This window comes from Pedobacter punctiformis (assembly GCF_027213715.1).
GTDB classification, from domain to species: Bacteria; Bacteroidota; Bacteroidia; order Sphingobacteriales; family Sphingobacteriaceae; genus Pedobacter; species Pedobacter punctiformis.
The window spans coordinates 467908-484670 of the sequence record NZ_JAPWGM010000002.1; the positions used below are offsets into that span (position 1 = coordinate 467908).

Annotated in this window: 17 protein-coding genes; 10 read left to right on the forward strand and 7 right to left on the reverse strand. The window is 35.4% G+C overall.

Annotated elements, in window-relative coordinates:
- The first annotated feature begins 42 nt into the window (after window positions 1–42).
- The gene (locus O0955_RS07935; protein ID WP_269427007.1) at window positions 43–723 is read left to right on the forward strand and encodes a 2-C-methyl-D-erythritol 4-phosphate cytidylyltransferase; all 681 of its coding nucleotides are present in this window, start codon (window positions 43–45) and stop codon (window positions 721–723) included.
- 17 nt (window positions 724–740) lie between these two features.
- Here the strand turns inward: O0955_RS07935 and O0955_RS07940 are convergent, their stop codons facing one another.
- The 6 genes from O0955_RS07940 to O0955_RS07965 all read right to left on the reverse strand — a co-directional run bounded on the left by O0955_RS07940 (window position 741) and on the right by O0955_RS07965 (window position 4039).
- Window positions 741–899, reverse strand: a complete 159-nt coding sequence (locus O0955_RS07940) for a lmo0937 family membrane protein (RefSeq protein WP_116250957.1) — start codon at window positions 897–899, stop codon at window positions 741–743.
- 324 nt (window positions 900–1223) lie between these two features.
- A complete protein-coding gene (locus tag O0955_RS07945; protein WP_010603503.1) occupies window positions 1224–1445 on the reverse strand; it encodes a DUF2795 domain-containing protein in 222 nt (73 codons plus the stop codon).
- An 85-nt stretch (window positions 1446–1530) separates the two neighbouring features.
- Complete coding sequence (locus O0955_RS07950; RefSeq protein ID WP_269427008.1) at window positions 1531–2079, reverse strand: cob(I)yrinic acid a,c-diamide adenosyltransferase; 549 nt, start codon at window positions 2077–2079, stop codon at window positions 1531–1533.
- A 76-nt stretch (window positions 2080–2155) separates the two neighbouring features.
- Window positions 2156–2914, reverse strand: a complete 759-nt coding sequence (locus O0955_RS07955; protein WP_269427009.1) for an ABC transporter ATP-binding protein — start codon at window positions 2912–2914, stop codon at window positions 2156–2158.
- 106 nt (window positions 2915–3020) lie between these two features.
- Window positions 3021–3311: an Asp-tRNA(Asn)/Glu-tRNA(Gln) amidotransferase subunit GatC gene (gatC, locus tag O0955_RS07960; protein WP_269427010.1), complete on the reverse strand. Its 291-nt coding sequence runs from the start codon at window positions 3309–3311 to the stop codon at window positions 3021–3023.
- A gap of 2 nt (window positions 3312–3313) precedes the next feature.
- A complete protein-coding gene (locus O0955_RS07965; RefSeq protein WP_269427011.1) occupies window positions 3314–4039 on the reverse strand; it encodes a lysophospholipid acyltransferase family protein in 726 nt (241 codons plus the stop codon).
- Window positions 4040–4331: 292 nt separating this feature from the next.
- Here O0955_RS07965 and trpS point away from each other — a divergent pair, with 292 nt between their 5' ends.
- From trpS to kdsB, 4 genes are all read left to right on the forward strand, one after another.
- Complete coding sequence (trpS, locus tag O0955_RS07970) at window positions 4332–5330, forward strand: tryptophan--tRNA ligase (protein ID WP_269427012.1); 999 nt, start codon at window positions 4332–4334, stop codon at window positions 5328–5330.
- 82 nt (window positions 5331–5412) lie between these two features.
- A complete protein-coding gene (locus O0955_RS07975; protein WP_269427013.1) occupies window positions 5413–6027 on the forward strand; it encodes a deoxynucleoside kinase in 615 nt (204 codons plus the stop codon).
- Window positions 6028–6037: 10 nt separating this feature from the next.
- A complete protein-coding gene (locus O0955_RS07980; protein ID WP_269427014.1) occupies window positions 6038–6238 on the forward strand; it encodes a DUF5808 domain-containing protein in 201 nt (66 codons plus the stop codon).
- A gap of 1 nt (window position 6239) precedes the next feature.
- Entirely contained in the window at window positions 6240–6968 is a 729-nt protein-coding gene (kdsB, locus tag O0955_RS07985) for a 3-deoxy-manno-octulosonate cytidylyltransferase (protein WP_269427015.1), read from the forward strand.
- A 7-nt stretch (window positions 6969–6975) separates the two neighbouring features.
- Here kdsB and O0955_RS07990 read toward each other — a convergent pair whose 3' ends face one another.
- On the reverse strand, window positions 6976–7929 hold the full coding sequence (locus tag O0955_RS07990) for a bifunctional helix-turn-helix transcriptional regulator/GNAT family N-acetyltransferase (RefSeq protein ID WP_269427016.1): 954 nt from the start codon (window positions 7927–7929) through the stop codon (window positions 6976–6978).
- A 124-nt stretch (window positions 7930–8053) separates the two neighbouring features.
- On the opposite strand from O0955_RS07990, the gene O0955_RS07995 reads away from it, so the two are divergent.
- The 5 genes from O0955_RS07995 to O0955_RS08015 all read left to right on the forward strand — a co-directional run bounded on the left by O0955_RS07995 (window position 8054) and on the right by O0955_RS08015 (window position 16713).
- The gene (locus O0955_RS07995; RefSeq protein ID WP_269427017.1) at window positions 8054–8608 is read left to right on the forward strand and encodes a hypothetical protein; all 555 of its coding nucleotides are present in this window, start codon (window positions 8054–8056) and stop codon (window positions 8606–8608) included.
- Between the two features lie 71 nt (window positions 8609–8679).
- A complete protein-coding gene (locus tag O0955_RS08000; protein ID WP_269427018.1) occupies window positions 8680–9954 on the forward strand; it encodes a hypothetical protein in 1275 nt (424 codons plus the stop codon).
- A gap of 301 nt (window positions 9955–10255) precedes the next feature.
- Complete coding sequence (gene pyrG / locus O0955_RS08005) at window positions 10256–11872, forward strand: CTP synthase (protein WP_269427019.1); 1617 nt, start codon at window positions 10256–10258, stop codon at window positions 11870–11872.
- Window positions 11873–11892: 20 nt separating this feature from the next.
- Window positions 11893–13698 carry a membrane protein insertase YidC gene (gene yidC, locus O0955_RS08010; RefSeq protein ID WP_269427020.1) on the forward strand — a complete coding sequence of 602 codons (1806 nt, stop codon included), beginning with the start codon at window positions 11893–11895 and terminating at the stop codon, window positions 13696–13698.
- 156 nt (window positions 13699–13854) lie between these two features.
- On the forward strand, window positions 13855–16713 hold the full coding sequence (locus O0955_RS08015; protein WP_269427021.1) for an alpha/beta hydrolase family protein: 2859 nt from the start codon (window positions 13855–13857) through the stop codon (window positions 16711–16713).
- Window positions 16714–16763 lie beyond the last annotated feature (50 nt).

The window sequence follows — 16763 nt, forward strand, 5'->3', positions numbered from 1 at the left end:
ACAAATTTCATCACTCAAATTTATGACCTCATATCTTTAAAAATGAAGTACTACGCTATAATTGTAGCCGGTGGTTCGGGAAACCGGATGCAAACCGAAATCCCAAAACAATTTTTATTGCTGCAAGGCCTTCCGGTTTTAATGCATACCATAAGTGCTTTTTCCAAAAGCCGGTATAATCCTCAAATTTTAGTTGTATTAAATCAAGACCAGCATCAATATTGGGCTGATCTCTGCAAAGAACATAATTTTAATATTCTTCATAACATTATTGAAGGTGGTACGGAGCGGTACTATTCTGTAAAAAATGCTTTAGACGTAATTACCGAAGACGGAATTGTTGCAATCCATGATGCGGTAAGGCCCTTAATTTCAAAAGAACTAATCGATTCTTGTTTTGAAGCATCTTTTTCGGCAGGAAATGCAGTAGCTGCCATACGCCCTACTGATAGCATCCGAAAAGCTAAAGGCAACACCACAGAGGCTGCAGACCGCAATCATTTTTACCTGGTGCAAACTCCACAAACCTTTAATACTGCTTTAATTAAAAAAGCCTATAAACATCCGTATGAAAATTCATTTACCGATGATGCAAGTGTAGCCGAATATGATGGCATTTGCATAAACCTGATTGAAGGCGAAAGGAATAACATAAAAATAACCTACCCCGCAGATCTTGATTTTGCGGAAATGATACTCCAAAAAAAATCCTCCCGATTGTAAAACCGGGAGGATTTTTTTTATGCTGCTCTTCCTATAATTTTAAGTAGAATTGCTATTACTGCAATTACCAGTAAGACATGAATAATGCCACCTACGTCGCCAAAGCCGTGGAATACAAAGCCTATAACCCATAATATAACCAATACGACTGCGACTAAATACAATAAATTTCCCATAGTGTTAACTTTTTAGTAATTAAATATTGAGGTATTAACACGAACGATTGGAGTTTGTTTAAAAAATGTAAAAAAAATTATCCTTTCAAGACTAAATTTTACGATTCGATTTCAAAAATCCGGGAAGACATATTGTAAAATAGTATGAAAGAAGCTTCAGCGGGCAGCTTCTTTTATGTGGTGGAAACACAGATTTCCATGTAGCATGCCATTGGTAATTTTTACCGTTGCATTCTTTAATCGAAATTCAAGTTTTTCTAACTTAAAAATCTAAAAACAAAAAAGCCCTTTCGATTATTCTAAAGGGCTTTTTGATGGTTGATTTTAGTATTCATCCTCATTAAAGAAGAAATCTTCTTTAGTAGGATAATCAGGCCAAATTTCCTCAATTGTTTCATAAGGCTCACCGTCATCCTCTAATGCCTGTAAGTTTTCAATAACTTCTACAGGGGCACCTGAACGGATACCGTAATCGATTAATTCGTCTTTAGTTGCAGGCCATGGAGCGTCTTCCAAATGCGATGCTAATTCTAGTGTCCAATACATATATCAATTCAATTAAATTCTTACTTTGTAATATTGCGCAAAGTATATTAAAATTTTTGAGCAAAACAAACTTATTTTTCCACTATTAAACACGGGGAATCCAAATGTTTTCTTCTGCCTTAAAATCCATATTCAGTTTTCGTGCCAAAACGAATAAATAATCACTCAAACGATTTAAATAAATGGTTACTTTTTCCTCAACAAAACTATCCTGTGCCAATTCTACCGTTAACCTTTCTGCCCGTCTGCAAACACATCTGGCAATATGACAATAGGACACAACAGTATTACCGCCTGGCAAAACAAAATGTTTTAATGGAGGTAATGCTTCGTTCATGGCATCCATCTCATTTTCCAGCAAGGTAATATCTGCTTCATGTAAATCCGGAATTTTCATTTTTGATTTCTCCGGATCAGCTGCAAGAGAAGCACCAATAGTAAATAAACGATCCTGAATTTCTTTTAACAACTGCTGATAATTTTGATCAATATCCTGACACATAATTAAACCCAGATAAGAATTTAATTCATCAACAGTTCCATAAGTTTCTATACGTAAATGATATTTAGGTACACGTGTACCGCCAATTAATGAAGTTTGGCCCTTATCACCTGTTTTAGTGTAGATTTTCATATTAAAAAGGTTAATAGCAAAGGATTTAAAGGTATAGGATTTAAAAGCTTTAAACCTTATGCCCTATACTTACACCTTAATTTATTTTTTCCCAGTCGCTGCCACTTTCCTTTAAGGCCTGTAATCTTGGCGAAACATTTTTAATGTCTGTATTGACGTAATCGTTTTCAATCAAACCATCACGCATACGTACAATGCGGTGGGCATGTTGTGCAATATCTTCCTCGTGGGTTACCAGAATAATTGTATTGCCTTTACTGTGAATTTCTTCTAAAAGCCCCATAATTTCTATCGAGGTTTTAGTATCAAGGTTACCCGTAGGCTCATCGGCTAAGATAATGGAAGGATCATTAATTAAAGCTCTGGCTACGGCAACACGCTGACGCTGACCACCTGACAACTCATTTGGTTTATGATCCATACGATTACCTAAACCAACATTTTCCAAAGCTCTTTTAGCACGTGCATCACGGTCTTTCTTGCTGTTACCTGCATAAATTAACGGCAAAGCAACATTATCTAATGAGGTGGAGCGTGGCAAAAGGTTAAAAGTTTGAAAAACGAAACCAATTTCCTTATTCCGGACTTCTGCAAGTGCATCGTCCGTCATGTGGCTAACATCTTTATCATTTAAAATATAAGTTCCGCTGGTTGGCGTATCCAGGCAACCTAAAATGTTCATTAAGGTAGATTTACCTGAACCTGAGGGGCCCATTAAAGCAACAAATTCACCTTTGTTTATATCTAAAGAAACCGATTTTAGGGCATGAATTACTTCAGCGCCAATAACATATTTACGTCCAATTTCCTTTATCGTAATAAGTGGTTTCTGCATGTTTGTTTTTATTTTTTAGACACAGCTAAGGTTAGTTATGTTACAATGATTTTTAAAATAGATTAAATCTGCCTCACAGCAAATTGATAATCTCTATTTCTGAAACCTATTTTTCGATAATTTTAGGCACCATAAAGAACTGTTCAGTATGTTTTGCAGCATTTTTTAAACCGTCAGCCGTAGAAATTTCCTGTTTTACAACATCTTCTCTCCAAACATTAGCCGTTTCGTTCATATACACAAGCGGTTTAACCGTTGAGGTATCCAGTTCATTTAACTTTTCCATAAAGGATAAAATTTTATTCATTTCCGGAATCAGTGTATCTACCTCTTTATCATCGATATGAATTCGGGCCAGATCAGCTATTTTATGAATGGTTTTTGCGTCTAAAATCATTACTATATTAATTTACGATCAATTAACTTATAAACCTGTTCTTTTAAGAGATCAGAATCATCTGCTGTTAATCCTTCAGTATTTATGGGTTTGTGGATGTAAATATCGCAAATTCCCGGCTTACTTCCATACTTTGCGCCGTCATCCCAGCTAATTTGCCAAATATTAGCAATACTTACTGGTACTAATGGAATATTTTTATCAATAGCCAGCCTAAATGGGCCATTTTTAAATTCTCCAAGTTTTGGAGGATAATGATCATCAATTTTGCCTTCAGGAAAAATAATCAGGCTCATCCCTTTCTCCAGGTTCTCTCCCGCTTTTTTAAATGCCCTGAAAGCTGAAATTTTACTCTCCCGCTTCACTGAAATATCTATGGTTCTAAAAAAGATACTCAATACAGGGTTATTTAACAATTCGTCTTTACCCATAAAATGATATTTTCCTTTTGCAAGAATACAGAGCACCATAATATCGAGGTTAGAGCTGTGGTTTGCACAATAAATGTAAGTTTGCTTTGCTTCTAACTTTTCTTCAAAATGATAAGAGAAAAATACACCTGAAAAAAAACCAGGAAAAAAACTGTTGGCTTTTCTGAAAAAATTTAAAATACCATAATATTTCGGGCTTCTGGAAGTCAGAAAATATACCGGATAAAACAACAAAAAGAAAAACAGGATCCAGAATAAAAACCATAGCCTGTGTATTTGCTTTAAAAACTTTATCATTTTATTCAAAAGTATAAAATAGAGTGACATTTTCTAATTAGAGAAAATATTTTTTTTAGATGGATAACTGATTTTTTTAATGCTGTAACCCTGAATATGCAGGTATGACGAATTTGTTTAAAATGGGTTTGGTATTTTTATAATCATTTCCACGATATAAGTTAAAACCCCCACGCTATTTTATCAAATAAAACAGATGGGAATAAAAGCTAATTTACTTTTCAGAAAAATGATGTGATAATTTGAATGTAAAATACATTTTGATCATAATTTATTTTTAATTTCGGCCATTATGAAAGAAACAGTGGTGAGCGGCATACGGCCGACAGGAAAGCTACATTTAGGAAATTATTTTGGTGCGGTAACCAATTTTGTAAAAATGCAGTACGATTACAACTGCTATTTTTTTATTGCAGATCTTCATTCTTTGACCACCCATCCTACTCCTGCCGATTTACATGGCTATGTTAAACATGTTTTGGTTGAGTATTTGGCTTGTGGTATAAATCCTGAAGAAACCACCATTTACATTCAATCTGATGTTCCGGAAGTTTCTGAGCTTTATTTATACCTGAATATGAATGCTTATTTGGGCGAACTGGAGCGCAGTGCATCTTTTAAAGATAAAATCCGTTCGCATCCGGATAATGTAAATGCTGGTTTATTAACCTATCCAACGTTAATGGCGGCTGATATTTTAATCCACAGGGCAAATAAAGTTCCTGTTGGTAAAGATCAGGAACAACACCTGGAAATGACCAGAACTTTCAGCAACCGTTTCAACAGATTATACAATACAGATTATTTCCCTGAAGCTTTTGCCTTTAACTATGCTGAAAATCTGGTAAAAGTACCCGGATTAGAAGGAAAAGGCAAAATGAGTAAATCGGATGGCGATGGAAACTGCATTTATTTAGCAGATAGTCCGGAAATCATCCGTAAAAAAGTTGCCAGAGCGGTAAGTGATAGCGGTCCGACCGAAGAAAATCAGGCCAAACCAGAAGCTATTCAAAACCTGTTTGATTTAATGAAAATTGTTTCATCGGCAGATACGGTTGAGCATTTTGATGGTTTGTATAATAAAATGCAAATCCGTTATGGTGACATGAAAAAACAACTGGCAGAAGATATGATCGTGTTTAATACACCAATCCGCGAACGCATTGAAGAACTGGCTAAGGATGATACTTATTTGAGACAGGTGGCTAAACATGGTGCATTAAAAGCCCGTGAAAGTGCCCAAAAAACCATCAGAGAGGTACGCAGTTTAATCGGTTTTAAAAGTTTTTAATCAGTTTAATAGTTTTAAGATATGAGAAATCAGATTTTAGCGTTAAACTCACATCCTTATTTTAAATCTTCATCAAAATAATATGCACATAGCGATAGTTGGCAATATAGGTGCCGGAAAAACAACATTAACCGGATTACTGGCAAAGAATTACGGCTGGGAGGCTCTGTATGAGGCTGTTGACAACAATCCTTATCTGGAAGATTTCTACAGTGATATGAAACGCTGGAGTTTCAATTTACAAATTTATTTCCTGAACAGCCGTTTTCAACAGATTACTGAAATCGAGAAAAATAGCCGGAATGTAATTCAGGATAGAACGATATATGAAGATGCTCATATTTTTGCTGAAAACCTGCATGATATGGCGCTGATGACCACCCGTGACCATGATAATTATCGTGCGATTTTTCAAAACGTTACTTCATTTATTAAACCGCCTGATTTATTGGTTTACCTGCGTGCATCTGTGCCTACCCTAGTTAACAACATTCAGCGCCGCGGACGTGAATATGAAGCTGGTATCAGAATTGATTATCTTTCTAAATTAAATGAAAAATACGAAGCCTGGATTAAAGGCTACAATTTAGGAAAGTTACTGATTCTGGATAAAGACAAATTGGATTTTACCAATAATCCGGAAGATTTAGGTACTGTAATACAGGCTATTGAGGCTGAAATAAACGGACTTTTTTAATCTTATAAAGATGGGCAAAGATTTTGAGCACGATCACCCGGGCAATTGGAAATGGGGTATTTTTTATTTCAATAAAAAAGATTCCAGACTGATTGTATCTAAACAAATACCAATGTTGGGCTGGACGTTTAATTTTGCTCATCCCATTTCTTTTGTGGTGCTGGCTCTAATGATCATTATCCCTGTTTTATGGGTATTTTTTGTTAAATAAGATGAAAATTATAGGTATTATTCCAGCCCGCTATGCTTCTACCCGCTTCCCGGGTAAACCATTGGTGATGATTGATGGTAAAAGCATGATTCAAAGGGTTTACGAGCAAGCTCTAAAATCGATCTGTTTAAGTAAGGTTGTAGTAGCTACAGATGATGAACGTATTGTGGCAGAGGTTGTAAAATTTGGGGGTGAATATGCTTTAACCCAGTCTACCCATCAAAGCGGTACCGATCGTTGTGCTGAAGTTGCAGAACAATACTCTGATTTTGATGTGGTGATTAATATTCAGGGTGATGAACCTTTCATTGACCCGGCACAAATTGACTTGCTGGCTTCTTGCTTTGAATTGGATAACACTCAACTGGCTACACTAATTAAGCCCGTTACTCAAACAGAAGAACTCTTTAATACCAATAGTCCAAAAGTAATTGTTAACCATGCTGGCGAAGCGATTTACTTTAGCAGGCACCCCATTCCATTTATACGCAATGCTGAAGAAAGCGAATGGGTTAGCCAGTATCCATTTTTTAAACACATTGGCATTTACGGTTACCGCACATCGGTTTTAAAAGAAATTACCAAACTTCCGGCATCTGCTTTAGAAGTTGCCGAAAGTTTGGAACAATTGCGCTGGATAGAAAACGGATATAAAATTCAAACTAAAATTACAAAGATAGAAACGCTGGCCATTGATACACCAGAGGATTTGTTGAAAATTGTATTGTAATTTTAGTCTAATCCAATAGTAATTCCATTTGAATGTTACAACGGGTGTAAGGCGTTGGTTTACCCGCTATTTTTTGAAATCCTAATTTATGGTAAAGATTAATGGCTGGTTTTAAAATGGTATTACTTTCTAAATATAGTTTTGATGCGCCCAATGATTTTGCCTTCTCAACAATTGCTGATGCCAGTAAAAAACCAATATTTTTGCCCTGCGCCTTTGGAGATACCGCCATTTTAGCCAGTTCGTAGTCATGCTCTTCATCTTCCATTTTAATTAAAGCACACACACCCAAAGGCCCTCCATCATAAAGCGCAACCAAAATATAGCCACCCTTATCTAAAATGTAGCCTTGCGGATTATCTAAAGCTTTATAATCCGTTTCTTCCATTGTAAAATAAGTAGAAATCCATTCTTCATTCAGGCTTTTAAACGCTTCCTGATATTTGGGTTCATAATTGATAATTTCAACTTTATAACCTTCTCTTTCTTTCTTTTTTTCCATTACTCTTCTTAACAAATTTTTCTGCTCCAATAAAAACTCCCACTCCCCAATCGCTTCCCATAAATTATTTTGTGTTTGTTTACTAATCTCATCTACGGCTGCGTTCACATCAATCAGCTGATCTTCCAGTTTATCTAAAATTTCAATGCCCAGATCAGATAGCACTATAATATTTTTCCGCCCATCCATTTGATCCTTTTTTTCCTGAACATACCCCTTCTTCAACATTTCGCCAATAATTTTACTAACCGACGGATGTGAATGACCAATGGACTTTGCAATTTCGGTAATGGTTTTTTCCTCCCCTTTGGATAAAGAATAAAATACCGGAAACCATTTGGGCTGCATATCTATATTGTACATTTTATAGATTTGCTTTCCGTCTTCAGTTACTTTATCCGTTAACATCCTTAACCTACTTCCTAAAGCCACTTTCCCCGTTTGTTCAAAAAAATTCATACCAATAATTAATTACGTAACCAGTTACGCAAATATATTTATATTATATATTTTTACAAATTTTTATGCTGAAATTACTTCAACAATAAAAAATTGCTAATTTAGGTCGCGTTAATGCTTGACTATGAAAAAGACTGCCCTATTCCTTCTATTTACACTATTTACACTTTCTCTATTTACAGCCTGTACAAACCATACCAAAGAAGGAAAAGCGGATTCGATTGAATTTAAAAATGTAAACTCGAGTATAGCTCAATCCTTTTCGAGTCTGAAAACACTGGATTCGTTTAAAATTGAATTAACCGGCCGCAAGCCTGAGGATATGGTTTTGAACTTTACTATTACCACAGCTGAAGGAAAAGAGATTTATAATGTTAAAATAAAAGGAACAGATCTGGTTGGCAATACTGATCCTAATATTGATTTATCTAAAGAAAAAGACCAGGTAATTTTTTTAAAAACCATCGCTAATGATTTTTTTAGCGAAGATAATTTTTTGGAGCCAGCTGTAATGCCTGAGGATAAAGCCGATAAATATACTCCGGATAAAGCACTTTATGAGGAATTAAAAAAATCGCAGCTAAATGGCTTTAAATATCGGTTGGGTAAAGAAAATAACGTTTATATTGCCTGGAGTGAAAAAGAACAAAAGGTAAAAATTTATTATAATTGTTGCTAATTTACAAGAACCCAAATCAATCCGATTGTTGTAGTTTTTCATTTCATTTTAGAATTTTTAATTAATCTATCATGAAAAAAACGCTTTTCTATTTATTTTTCCTGTTCCTGCCTTATGCTTCGTTTTCGCAGCAGGTATTTATTAAAGTCAAACCTCAAAATTTAAAATCTGATGTCGCATTTGGTGAGCCTTCGCCCAGCGTTGCATTTTTTGGTATTGATGATGAAACCGATACTTTTAAAAAACATAAAGCCAATATAAAAAATGTTAATGCCTACTTTGGACCTGTATATGATAGTTTTCCGATATTTGATATTGGAAGCGGAAAATTGATTGAGTATCAAAACAAATCAGGGAAATATTTTTTCTACAGGGTAAATACGAAGAAACCTTTTGGGATGGTTATTTCAAATGGTAAAGATCAGCCCATAATGGTCAATACTCCGGATGCTTATTTAAAAACGATTAAAACCTACCTCAATATCGCAAATCCAGATTATCTTATTCCAAAAACGCTCGATGCCAACAATCAAAAAAGTGCACAGGTTGAGATGGAAGCCATTATGAAATCTACTTTTGTACCTGATCAAAAATATGCTGAATCACTTTTAAAAAACGCTAATACAGTACATTATACAAAGCCATCTAAAGCAGAACAGGAGTTAAACTGTAATTGTCTTAAAAAGGTATATCATATGTATAAGGATAGCTTAATGAAGGAAGAAACTGCCCAATCTATGGAATATATTTACAATGATAAGAAACAGTATCTTGCTACCATTAATTATACAGATGGAAAACCATCGGGCACTATAAAGTACATTCGTAATCCTAATGGCTTAATTAATAAAATGGTTATGGATTATGGAAATTCTTCTTCTGAAGTTCGCTTTATTTATGAAAAGGATAAATTCCATACGATATCGATGGATGGTGCAAAGCCTGATAACTATGAAACTTTTTTTCTGAATGATCAGATGCAATGTGTACGCAGACTTTCGAAAAGAAATGATGGAAGTTTGATTTGGGACATCAGTTATGTATACGATAAATTTGGACGATTGGTACGGGAAGCTCAAACGGATAGCGAAACGATTTACACTTACAAAAGTGATCAGGACGACGTATTTTCTCAATTTGAAGTTTATACTTTAAATCCCAGAAAATTGAGTATCAGTAATCAGATTATCCGCGAGAAAAATAAACAGACTTTTCTGGGCAGAGACGGCAATTTAAAACCAACCATGAAACACATTACCATTAACACAGATAATTGTACTTTTAAAACCTATGCTTACGATGCCAATAATAACCTGAATTATTTTATAGTGATTAAGTGCAAATAAGCACTGTTGGCTAAAGTTTATTTTTTGAAATCATGCATCAGTTAAATGACTTTTTCTGATTGATTATTTTTAATTTTCGATAGCAAATGGCTTAAAAAGGCAGTTTTAATCCTAAAATCATTAGTGGATTGTTTAAAAAGAAGAATTATTTTTTGAAGCTACCTCCTACTTTACTGAATTACACAACTTTATCATATTTAAAATAATTAATTTTATAGCGAATAGAAACCGGTAATTTTCTTACCTTTGTATCCCGTACAAAAAGCAGCAATTTTTGCATCTGCTGTAAAAAATCACAATCATGACTAAGTATATTTTTGTTACGGGCGGTGTTACTTCCTCATTAGGTAAGGGCATCATTTCCGCTTCTTTAGCTAAACTTTTACAGGCACGTGGCTACCGTGTAACCATTCAAAAATTCGATCCGTATATTAATATCGATCCGGGAACATTAAACCCTTACGAGCACGGCGAATGTTTTGTTACCGAAGATGGTGCTGAAACCGATTTAGATCTTGGTCACTATGAGCGTTTCTTAAATGTACCAACTTCTCAGGCAAACAACATAACCACCGGACGTATTTACCAAAATGTGATTAACAAAGAGCGCAAAGGTGAATATTTAGGAAAAACGGTTCAGGTTGTACCTCACATTACCGATGAGATTAAACGCAACATGCGCATTTTAGGCGAAAGTGGTGATTATGATATCGTAATTACTGAATTGGGTGGTACTGTTGGCGATATTGAGTCCCTTCCTTTTATTGAGGCTGTACGTCAATTTAAGTGGGAAGAAGGCAGCACCAATGCCATTGTAATTCATTTAACTTTAGTACCTTACTTAGCAGCTGCCGGAGAGTTAAAAACCAAACCTACACAACACTCTGTTAAAGCATTACTGGAGTACGGTATTCAACCGGATATCCTTGTTTGCAGAACCGAGCACCACATTAGCCCGGAAATCAGAAAAAAAATCGCATTATTTTGTAACGTTAACATCAACGCCGTAGTCGAATCAATGGATGCAGCTACAATTTATGATGTGCCATTGCTGATGTTAAAAGAGCAATTGGATAAAACTGTTTTAGCAAAATTAAAATTACCTACTAAAAACGAGCCGAACCTTGAAAACTGGAAAGACTTTTTAGGCAGACTAAAAAATCCTACGGCTGAAGTTAGAATTGGTTTGGTTGGTAAATATGTTGAATTACCCGATGCTTATAAATCAATTATAGAATCTTTTATACACGCTGGTTCTAAAAATGAATGTAAAGTAAAAGTAGAATATATTCACTCTGAAGGTATTTTTCCTGATAATGTAAAAGAGAAATTAGGACATTTACACGGTGTTTTAGTGGCTCCTGGTTTTGGTAGCCGTGGTATTGAGGGTAAAATTGATACCATTAAATACGTAAGAGAGCATAACATTCCGTTTTTTGGTATTTGCCTGGGTATGCAATGTGCAGTAATTGAATTTGGCCGTAATGTTTTAGGCTTAAAAGATGCACACACAACAGAAATTGAAGAAAAAGCAGCTAATCCGGTAATTAACATGATGGAAGAGCAGAAAAAAATTACAAATAAAGGAGGAACCATGCGTTTAGGTTCTTACCCTTGCGATATTAAAAAAGGTACAAAAGCTTTTGCAATTTATGGCAAACAGCACATTAACGAGCGTCACCGCCACCGTTATGAGTTTAATAATGATTATTTAAAACAATACGAAGAGGCTGGTATGATTGCCTCTGGAATGAATCCTGAATCGAATTTAGTGGAAATTGTGGAGCTTAAAAACCATCCTTTTTTCGTTGGCGGCCAGTTTCACCCTGAATTAAAATCAACAGTTGCTAATCCTCACCCACTTTTTGTTAAATTTGTGGCCGCTGCAATGGAGTATGCGAAGAAGAAAACCAATTAAAAGCAGTATAAACAACAATAATGGATAGAAATACCTTCACAGGACTGTTCCTGATTATGATCATTTTGGCAGGATCATTCTACTTTTTAAAGCCAAATACAGCTGATGTAAAAAAAGAGCAGGCAAGAATTGACTCTGCAAAAACAGCTGATTCATTAAAAAAGATCGGGATTAACCCAATACAAAAAGATACCGTTTCAGCAGCAGCAATTACGCCTGCAGTAGATTCATCAGCTTTAAAAGGTCCTTTTGGAACAGCTTTAAGTGGCACTGTATCTAATTCTGTATTAGAAAACGAAAACTTATTAATCACTTTCAGTAATAAAGGTGGTAAAATATCTTCAGTACAAGTTAAAGGTCAGAAAACGTTTAATGGCAAGCCCTTAATTTTATTTGATGGCAACCAGAATAAATTTGGCTTAAACTTAAATGCTGCTGGAAAAGTAATTAATACAAACGATTTATTTTTTGTACCAACCAAAACAGGCAATACTTTAAGCATGCGTGCTAATTATGGTGCAAACCAATATGTAGAGTACGTTTATGATTTAAAAGGGCTAAGTAACAAAGTTGGTTTCAAAATTAATTTAGTGGGTTTACAACAGATTATTTCCGGTAATAATATCGGTTTAAACTGGGAAGCTACTTTATTACAGCAAGAAAAATCGATTGAAAGCGAGCATCGTTATTCTGCACCTTACTACAAATACGTAAATGGCGATGTGGATCACCTTAGTGTATCTAAAGATGAGAAAGAAGATCTTGCCAAAGGCAAAATCCAATGGTTTTCGTTTAAACAACACTTTTTCTCTGCTGCTTTAATTGATAAAAATGGTTTCGAAAAAGGAAGTTTAGAGGTTAAAATCCCAACTGCACCTGGTCAGATTAAATTTTATGCGGCAAATATGCAATTGCCTTACAATCATTTAGCTGCTCAGAGTTATGATATGGAGTTTTACTTCGGAACGAATAAATTCTCTACTTTACAGGATCAGGGTTATGACCTTGAAAAACAAGTGGATTTAGGCTACTGGCCATTAAAATATGTAAACCGTTTCATTGTATTACCTGTATTTAACCTTTTAGAGCGTTTTAACTGGGGTTATGGTTTAATTATTTTCGCATTAACCATTCTTTTAAAGCTGGCTTTATCTCCCCTTACTTACAAGTCGTATTTATCAATGGCTAAAATGAGGGTTTTAAAACCTGAAATGGATGAAATCAAAGCAAAAGTAGGCGAAGATAATCCAACATTGGTGCAACAGGAATATTTAAAATTATACAAGAAGGCCGGTGTAAATCCGCTCGGGGGTTGTTTACCAATGGTTTTACAATTACCACTGGTTATGGCGTTCTTCTTCTTCTTCCCTAACTTATTTGAGTTACGCGGAGAGAGTTTCCTTTGGATGAAAGATTTATCAACTTATGATGAGTTTATCCGCTTTGGGGTAAAGTTGCCTTTCATTGGTGATCACTTAAGTTTAATGTGCGTATTGATGACCATCTCTACCTTAATTATGACTTATTTCAACAACCAGGTATCAGGTGCTACGGGTCAGATGAAATATATCGGTTATATTATGCCGGTTATTTTCTTAGGGGTGTTAAACAGTTATCCTTCGGGCTTAAACTATTATTACTTCTTAGCCAACTTAATGACTTTCGGTCAGCAGTTCTTAATTCGTAAAATGGTTGATGATGATAAGATTCATGCTTTAATTCAACAAAATAAAGCGAGACCAGCCGATGAGAAAAAGAAAAAATCAAAATTTCAGCAACGTTTAGACGATTACATGCGTCAACAACAGCAACAACCTAAAAAATAAAAGAAAAGCACCGGAAACGGTGCTTTTTTTAGTTAAAGGGTTATTTTAGCCAAAAACATTTCTTTTTGTAAAATTTGACGTACATCTTTCCGATTAAGCTAAAATTTTCCAATTTTTAAAGATTAAATCAACCAACAAATTATTTAACTCCTCCAAATGCATAAAAAACTTACTTTATTACTTCTTGTAGTTGTAAATTTTGCTTACGCACAAAAGAAACCGCTTGATCATTCTGTTTATGATACCTGGGAATCTGTTGGCGCCAAACAACTATCCAATAATGGACAATGGGCCATGTACAGTATTTTACAACAGGAAGGTGATGCCAACCTGTTTATATCAAATTTAAAAACAAATACAAAACTGACGATACCACGCGGTACAAATGCAGACTTTAGCAGCGATTCTAAATTTGCGGCTTTTGGTATTCGTGCTTTTAATAAAGATATTCGCCAGGCAAAAATTAAAAAGAAAAAACCCGATGAAATGCCTAAAGACTCATTGGGTATTGCAAACTTAACCACGAATACGATTACCAAGGTAGCCAGGGTAAAATCTTTCAAATTTCCAGAAGAAGGTTCAGGATTTTTAGCTTATCAGCTGGAAAAACTGGATACGGCTAAAAAAGTTACTCCGGCAACTAAAAAAGATTCGGATATTGATTTTGCAGACGATGAACCTGGTGCTGCAGGAAAAAAGAACGAAGAAGGAACAGACTTGATCGTTAAAAATCTTTTAACCGGGGTTGACAAAACCTATAAATTTGTAACAGATTATGCTTTCAGTAAAGATGGCAAGCAACTTATTTTCGCTTGCAGCGGATCTAAAAAAGATAAAACAGCGCCTCAGGGTGTATTTCTGCTAAGCACAGAAAAAGGCACACTTAAAACTTTGGTTAAAGGTAAAGGAAACTTCAAAAACTTTGCTTTTGATGAAGAAAGTGAGCATGTAGCTTTTGTTGGTGAGCAAAGTCCTGAAAAACAGGAAATCAAAAACTTCAATGTTTATTACAATTCTTTAACTTTAGATACCGCTCAAACTATTGTGGACTATGATATGCCGGGGTTACCAGCAAAATGGTCGGTAAGTGGCGATGCGAATGTGAAATTCAGCAAAGACGGTAAAAAATTATTTTTTGGCATTGCCCCTGTTAAAAAAGCCAAAGACACCACTATTGTTGATTTTGAAGTGGCTAAAGTTGATGTTTGGAATTACAAAGATGATTATTTGCAACCTATGCAATTGAAAAATGCAGATAAGGAAAGCAAAAGAAGTTATTTATCTGTAATTGATGTTTACAGCAGTGACCCGAAAGTGATTGCATTGACGGATTTGACTTTACCAGAAGCTACCATTGTGCATGATGGCAATGCAGATTTTGTTTTGGCATCAACAGATTTTGGACGCAGAATTGAAACCCAGTGGAGTGGTTCTACCTCAAAGGATTATTATCTTGTTGATACTAAAAATGGTCAGCGCAAAAAGATTATCGAAAACTTAAATGGTTATGCAACGGCATCTCCTGGCGGTAATTACATTTTATCTTTTGATAGAAAAACAGGCAACTGGTCTAGTTATAGCATTGCTACCGGAAAAAGTATTGTTTTAAACAGTGGCTTAAATGTAAAGTTTGTTGATGAAGAAAACGATGTACCGGATTTACCAAGTGCTTATGGCCTTGCTACCTGGACAGAAGAGGATAAAGCTGTTTTGATTAATGACAGATACGATATCTGGTCTTTCTCTCCGGATGGAAAATCGCAGCCTAAAAACATCACTAATGGCTTTGGCAGGGACAATAAAATCACTTTCAGATACGAAAAAACAGAACAACCTAACAGATTTGAAAGAAACAGTGCTGATAAATTTGTAAAAGCGAATGAGCTGATTTGGTTAAATGGTTTTAATAACGTAACTAAAGAAAATGGTTTTTACCGCAAAAACGTGGGTACTATTAAAAACCCTGATTTAGTAATTATGTCTAAAGCCAAGTACTCTAATTTGGTTAAAGCTAAAGATGCAGACCTTTACATTTATGATAAGGGAAGTTATGTAGAATCGCCTAACGTTTATGTAACCAGCGATTTTAAAACAGAAAGCAAATTGACAAATACCAATCCTCAGCAGCAAAATTATAACTGGGGAACAGCCGAACTGGTAAAATGGACAACTCCAAAAGGCCATCAGGCAGAAGGTATTTTATATAAACCGGAGAATTTTGATCCAAATAAAAAACACCCGATGATTGCTTATTTCTATGAGAAATTATCAGATGGTTTATATGGTTATCAGGCGCCTGCTCCTACGCCTTCACGCTTAAATATTTCTTTCTTTGTAAGCAACGGATATTTAGTTTTTGCACCGGATATTAGTTATGAAACTGGTCATCCCGGACAATCTGCTGTTGAATATATCAATTCAGGTGTGGAGAGTTTAAAGAAAAACAGCTGGGTTGATGGAAGCAAAATTGGCATCCAGGGACAAAGCTGGGGCGGTTATCAGGTTGCTTATTTAATTACACAAAATAATATGTATGCGGCTGCATGGGCTGGTGCGCCGGTTGCCAATATGACTTCTGCCTATGGCGGTATCCGTTGGGAAAGTGGTATGAACCGTCAGTTTCAATACGAAAAAACACAAAGTAGAATTGGCGCTACGCTTTGGGAAAAACCTGAATTGTATATCGAAAATTCGCCTTTATTTATGTTCCCGAAAGTAAATACACCAGTTGTGGTGATGGCAAACGATGCTGATGGAGCTGTGCCCTGGTACCAGGGAATTGAAATGTTTACGGGTTTACGCCGCTTGGGCAAACCGGTTTGGATGTTAAACTATAATGGAGAAGCACATAACCTGGTTCAACGCCAAAACCGTAAGGATATTCAAATTCGCGAACAGCAGTTCTTCGATTATTACCTTAAAGGGGCTAAAGCACCGGCATGGATGACATCTGGTATTCCGGCAACAGAAAAAGGAAAAACATGGGGTTTTGAATTAACAGATAATAAACCTTAAGTAAAATACTGAGCTTAATTAAATAGATCCTTCGCTACACTCGGAATGAC